This is a genomic window from Curtobacterium sp. MWU13-2055 (assembly GCF_023242305.1).
Lineage (GTDB): Bacteria > Actinomycetota > Actinomycetes > Actinomycetales > Microbacteriaceae > Curtobacterium.
Window position 1 is genome coordinate 1 of sequence record NZ_JALLIO010000015.1, and the last position, 5377, is coordinate 5377.

3 rRNA genes are annotated in these 5377 nt (G+C 55.8%); all 3 read right to left on the reverse strand.

Features of this window, described 5'->3' with window-relative positions:
- Positions 1-7: 7 nt before the first annotated feature.
- The 3 genes from rrf to M4960_RS19115 all read right to left on the reverse strand — a co-directional run bounded on the left by rrf (position 8) and on the right by M4960_RS19115 (position 5357).
- Positions 8-124, reverse strand: a 5S ribosomal RNA gene (gene rrf, locus M4960_RS19105).
- A gap of 148 nt (positions 125-272) precedes the next feature.
- Positions 273-3402, reverse strand: a 23S ribosomal RNA gene (locus tag M4960_RS19110).
- A gap of 433 nt (positions 3403-3835) precedes the next feature.
- Positions 3836-5357: ribosomal RNA gene (locus M4960_RS19115) — 16S ribosomal RNA — on the reverse strand.
- The 16S, 23S and 5S rRNA genes sit together here, the layout of an rRNA operon.
- Between the last annotated feature and the right edge of the window lie 20 nt (positions 5358-5377).

Consider the following 5377-nt stretch of genomic DNA (forward strand, 5'->3'; position numbering starts at 1 on the left):
ACGTTAAGTCCGGCGGCGTCCTACTCTCCCACAAGGTCCCCCTTGCAGTACCATCGGCGCTGAGAGGCTTAGCTTCCGGGTTCGGAATGTGACCGGGCGTTTCCCTCTCGCTATGACCACCGGAACACTTTCGACCATCAATCTGGTCTCAAACATGTTCCGGCTGCTGCCCACGAATGGGCAGAGCGGTGTATTCAGTTTGATTCCCGATCGTCTGTCGGGAACCACAAAGTGGACGCGAGCCCGTGCAACAAGTGCACGGAAATCAGTGTGTTATCAAGTCTTCGGCTTATTAGTACCGGTCAGCTCCACGGGTCGTTAGTCCCCGCTTCCACATCCGGCCTATCAACCCAGTAGTCTGCTGGGAGCCTCTCACACTCAAGGTGCATGGAAATCTCATCTCGAAGACGGCTTCCCGCTTAGATGCTTTCAGCGGTTATCCGGTCCGAACGTAGCTAATCAGCGGTGCCCTTGGCAGAACAACTGACACACCAGAGGTTCGTCCATCCCGGTCCTCTCGTACTAGGGATAGATCTTCTCAAATTTCCAACGCGCGCAGCGGATAGGGACCGAACTGTCTCACGACGTTCTAAACCCAGCTCGCGTACCGCTTTAATGGGCGAACAGCCCAACCCTTGGGACCTACTCCAGCCCCAGGATGCGACGAGCCGACATCGAGGTGCCAAACCATGCCGTCGATATGGACTCTTGGGCAAGATCAGCCTGTTATCCCCGAGGTACCTTTTATCCGTTGAGCGACAGCGCTTCCACAAGCCACTGCCGGATCACTAGTCCCGACTTTCGTCCCTGCTCGACCTGTCAGTCTCACAGTCAAGCTCCCTTGTGCACTTACACTCGCCACCTGATTGCCAACCAGGTTGAGGGAACCTTTGGGCGCCTCCGTTACTCTTTGGGAGGCAACCGCCCCAGTTAAACTACCCATCAGGCACTGTCCATGAACCCGATCAGGGTCCTACGTTAGACATCCAGAGTGACCAGAGTGGTATTTCAACAATGACTCCACGAACACTAGCGTGCCCGCTTCACAGTCTCCCACCTATCCTACACAAGCCACACCGAACACCAATACCAAACTGTAGTAAAGGTCACGGGGTCTTTCCGTCCTGCTGCGCGTAACGAGCATCTTTACTCGTAGTGCAATTTCGCCGAGTTCGCGGTTGAGACAGCTGGGAAGTCGTTACGCCATTCGTGCAGGTCGGAACTTACCCGACAAGGAATTTCGCTACCTTAGGATGGTTATAGTTACCACCGCCGTTTACTGGGGCTTAAATTCAGAGCTTCGCCCAAAGGCTAACCCTTCCTCTTAACCTTCCAGCACCGGGCAGGCGTCAGTCCGTATACATCGTCTTGCGACTTCGCACGGACCTGTGTTTTTAGTAAACAGTCGCTTCCCACTGGTCTCTGCGGCCTTCAACGCTCACGGAGCAAAGTCCGGTCACGTGTCCGGCCCCCCTTCTCCCGAAGTTACGGGGGCATTTTGCCGAGTTCCTTAACCACGATTCTCTCGATCTCCTTGGTATTCTCTACCTGACCACCTGAGTCGGTTTCGGGTACGGGCGGCTGCAACCTCGCGTCGATGCTTTTCTCGGCAGCATAGGATCACTGATTTCCCCTTACGGGTACGCGTCGGATCTCAGGCACACAGACGACGGATTTGCCTATCGTCAGCCCTACATCCTTACACCAGGTTCACCTTACGGATACCATCGCCTGGCTCAGCTACCTTCCTGCGTCACACCTGTTCATACGCTAACCGCACCAGCATGGGGTCGAGCGTTAGACCGGCCACCATCACCCCGAAGGGATCCGGTTGATCCGGGTTAGGACTCTTAGCACCACTGGATTAGCTTGGGCGGTTGTTCGCCGGTACGGGAATATCAACCCGTTGTCCATCGACTACGCCTGTCGGCCTCGCCTTAGGTCCCGACTTACCCAGGGCGGATTAACCTGGCCCTGGAACCCTTGGTCTTTCGGAGGACGGGTTTCTCACCCGTCTTTCGCTACTCATGCCTGCATTCTCACTCGTGTAGCGTCCACGGCTGGATCACTCCGCCGCTTCACTCGCCACACGACGCTCTCCTACCACTCCGCACGACTGAACCACGAAGGCTTGTCTAGTGTGCGAAATCTACAACTTCGGTGGTGTGCTTGAGCCCCGTTACATTGTCGGCGCGGAATCACTTGACCAGTGAGCTATTACGCACTCTTTCAAGGGTGGCTGCTTCTAAGCCAACCTCCTGGTTGTCTATGCAACTCCACATCCTTTCCCACTTAGCACACGCTTAGGGACCTTAGTTGGTAGTCTGGGTTGTTTCCCTCTCGACGATGAAGCTTATCCCCCACCGTCTCACTGCTGCGCTCTCACTCACCGGCATTCGGAGTTTGGCTGACGTCAGTAACCTGTTGAGGCCCATCGGCCATCCAGTAGCTCTACCTCCGGCGAGAAACACGCAACGCTGCACCTAAATGCATTTCGGAGAGAACCAGCTATCACGAAGTTTGATTGGCCTTTCACCCCTATCCACAGCTCATCCCCTCCATTTTCAACTGAAGTGGGTTCGGTCCTCCACGACGTCTTACCGTCGCTTCAACCTGGCCATGGATAGATCACTTCGCTTCGGGTCTAGAACATGCGACTCAAACGCCCTATTCAGACTCGCTTTCGCTACGGCTGCCCCACACGGGTTAACCTCGCCACATATCACTAACTCGCAGGCTCATTCTTCAAAAGGCACGCCGTCACCCCTACTAAGGAGGCTCCGACGGTTTGTAAGCAAACGGTTTCAGGTACTATTTCACTCCCCTCCCGGGGTACTTTTCACCTTTCCCTCACGGTACTTGTCCGCTATCGGTCATCTGGGAGTATTTAGGCTTATCAGGTGGTCCTGACAGATTCACACGGGATTTCTCGGGCCCCGTGCTACTTGGGATACACATCCGGCCATAACACCATTTCGTCTACGGGGCTGGCACCCACTACGGCCCGGCTTTCAAACCGGTTCGACTATGATGCGCTGTAACCGCCCCAGTCCGGCAGAACTGAGTGACGTGTCCCACAACCCCGACCATGCAACGCCCGCCGGCTATCACACATGATCGGTTTAGCCTCATCCGCTTTCGCTCGCCACTACTCACGGAATCACATGTTGTTTTCTCTTCCTGTGGGTACTGAGATGTTTCACTTCCCCACGTTCCCTCTACCCGCCCTATATATTCAGGCGGGAGTCACCAGGTCACAAAAGCGCCCAGCGGGGTTTCCCCATTCGGAAATCCTCGGATCAGGGCTCGATTATCAGCTCCCCGAGGCTTATCGCAGATTTCTACGTCCTTCTTCGGCTCCAGATGCCAAGGCATCCACCGTTTGCTCTTAGAAACTTGACCACAAAGATTAAAATTGCGATCCGTCATCACCCACAACACGAACACCAAAAGTGCCCGGTCGATTGGATGACGCGAATCAAAGATGCTCGCGTCCACTGTGTAGTTCTCAACATACGATCGGCACCACACTCCCCACCGTCCAGTGACAGTGCTTCATGCGGCCCGACGAAGGACCCGTAGGCCCAACCCCTGCCAGACACTCTCGTGTCAGCAGGAAGCCTGGTCCCTCAGGACCCAACAACGTGCACCAGCTGATCAGCTCCACCCCAACCCGTCCCAACCCTGCAAGCAGAGCGTACTGAGGTCGGAAGCATCACTCCCAACTGCACTGTCAATGTTCCACCCATGAGCTACCCGTCGGACACGTTCGGTCCGAATCAGGCGCCTGGACCACGCCCACCCCGAAGGGCACACGAGGCCAGATGCTCCTTAGAAAGGAGGTGATCCAGCCGCACCTTCCGGTACGGCTACCTTGTTACGACTTAGTCCTAATCACCGATCCCACCTTCGACGGCTCCTTCCACAAGGGTTAGGCCACCGGCTTCGGGTGTTACCGACTTTCATGACTTGACGGGCGGTGTGTACAAGGCCCGGGAACGTATTCACCGCAGCGTTGCTGATCTGCGATTACTAGCGACTCCGACTTCATGAGGTCGAGTTGCAGACCTCAATCCGAACTGAGACCGGCTTTTTGGGATTCGCTCCACCTTACGGTATCGCAGCCCTTTGTACCGGCCATTGTAGCATGCGTGAAGCCCAAGACATAAGGGGCATGATGATTTGACGTCATCCCCACCTTCCTCCGAGTTGACCCCGGCAGTCTCCTATGAGTCCCCGGCATAACCCGCTGGCAACATAGAACGAGGGTTGCGCTCGTTGCGGGACTTAACCCAACATCTCACGACACGAGCTGACGACAACCATGCACCACCTGTACACCGACCACAAGGGGGCGACCATCTCTGGCCGTTTCCGGTGTATGTCAAGCCTTGGTAAGGTTCTTCGCGTTGCATCGAATTAATCCGCATGCTCCGCCGCTTGTGCGGGCCCCCGTCAATTCCTTTGAGTTTTAGCCTTGCGGCCGTACTCCCCAGGCGGGGCGCTTAATGCGTTAGCTACGACACAGAAACCGTGGAAAGGTCCCTACATCTAGCGCCCAACGTTTACGGCATGGACTACCAGGGTATCTAATCCTGTTCGCTCCCCATGCTTTCGCTCCTCAGCGTCAGTTACGGCCCAGAGATCTGCCTTCGCCATCGGTGTTCCTCCTGATATCTGCGCATTCCACCGCTACACCAGGAATTCCAATCTCCCCTACCGCACTCTAGTCTGCCCGTACCCACTGCAAGCCCGAGGTTGAGCCTCGGGATTTCACAGCAGACGCGACAAACCGCCTACGAGCTCTTTACGCCCAATAATTCCGGACAACGCTTGCACCCTACGTATTACCGCGGCTGCTGGCACGTAGTTAGCCGGTGCTTTTTCTGCAGGTACCGTCACTTTCGCTTCTTCCCTACTAAAAGAGGTTTACAACCCGAAGGCCGTCATCCCTCACGCGGCGTTGCTGCATCAGGCTTTCGCCCATTGTGCAATATTCCCCACTGCTGCCTCCCGTAGGAGTCTGGGCCGTGTCTCAGTCCCAGTGTGGCCGGTCACCCTCTCAGGCCGGCTACCCGTCGTCGCCTTGGTGAGCCATTACCTCACCAACAAGCTGATAGGCCGCGAGTCCATCCCCAACCAAAAAATCTTTCCACCACCAGACCATGCGGCCGGTAGTCATATCCAGTATTAGACGTCGTTTCCAACGCTTATCCCAGAGTCAGGGGCAGGTTACTCACGTGTTACTCACCCGTTCGCCACTAATCCACCCAGCAAGCTGGGCATCATCGTTCGACTTGCATGTGTTAAGCACGCCGCCAGCGTTCGTCCTGAGCCAGGATCAAACTCTCCGTAAAAAAATACAGACCCAACACCC